Source organism: Bacillus sp. JJ1521, from assembly GCF_036965165.1.
Lineage (GTDB): Bacteria > Bacillota > Bacilli > Bacillales > Bacillaceae_L > Ferdinandcohnia.
Genome location: NZ_JBALOX010000287.1, coordinates 1 through 1,200 on the forward strand (window position 1 = coordinate 1; position 1,200 = coordinate 1,200).

1 protein-coding gene is annotated in these 1,200 nt (G+C 37.0%); it reads left to right on the plus strand.

What is annotated here, in order from left to right; translation table 11 throughout:
* Window positions 1-98: 98 nt before the first annotated feature.
* Window positions 99-1,190, plus strand: coding sequence for a PIN/TRAM domain-containing protein (locus tag V7147_RS24850; RefSeq protein WP_335370471.1), 1,092 nt, complete (start codon window positions 99-101; stop codon window positions 1,188-1,190).
* Window positions 1,191-1,200: the final 10 nt, after the last annotated feature.

Here is a 1,200-nt window from a genome sequence, read left to right on the forward strand (position 1 = left end):
ACACATCTATGTCATTCTGTTTACATTTTGAAAAAAGCTATTTATTGTAGGTTTCAATTATTATAAAGTGATTATAATGAATAGGAGGAGGTGAAGGAATGTTAAAACGTATTGTGCAGCTCTTTTTTCTAATCGTCGGAGGTATGCTTGGAATTGTCTACCTACCGGATTTATTAAAGCTGTTAAATATCGACAATATTCCATATCTAAATAACTCGTATACGCTCGCGATTTTAGGTGCTATTATATTATTTATTGTTACTTTTTGGTTAGTAGATTATATCGTAGGTTTAATTAAATGGCTTGAAGAGTCATTGATCAAAGCTCCTGTTACAGATGTTTTATTTGGAAGCTTAGGTTTGATTTCGGGATTAATTGTAGCGTTTTTAATTGTAATTCCATTAGACCGTATTTCATTTTCGGTTGTAAATACAGTGCTTCCTATTTTTATTACCCTGCTTTTAGGATATTTAGGTTTCCAGGTTGGTTTTAAAAAGCGGGATGAGCTTGTGAACGTATTCTCGATTAATCGCGCTAGTAAGAAGAAGGGCTCGGAGGAAGAAGAAGCAAACCAACAAGCGAAAAAACTTAAAATTTTAGATACGAGTGTTATAATTGATGGGCGTATCGCGGACATATGCCAAACCGGATTTCTCGAAGGAACGATTGTTATTCCTCGGTTTGTGTTAGAGGAACTTCAGCATATTGCGGATTCTTCAGATGTGTTAAAACGAAATCGCGGTAGAAGAGGACTCGATATTTTAAATCGAATTCAAAAAGAACTTTCAATCAAGGTTGAAATCTACGAAGGTGACTTTGACGATATTCAAGAGGTTGATAGTAAGTTAGTGAAGCTTGCGAAATTAACGATGGGTGTAGTCGTGACAAATGATTTTAACCTAAACAAAGTTTGTGAGCTGCAAAATGTGGCAGTGTTGAATATAAATGACCTCGCGAACGCGGTGAAACCAGTGGTGTTACCTGGTGAAGAGCTAAGCGTTCAAGTCATTAAGGATGGAAAAGAGCATAACCAAGGTATCGCCTATTTGGATGACGGTACGATGATTGTGGTCGAAGAGGGACGCGACTATATCGGAAAGCGCATTGATGTCCTAGTAACAAGTGTTTTACAAACATCAGCGGGACGAATGATTTTCGCGAAGCCCAAATTGCTAGAGAAGGCATTATAACTTTATTCAG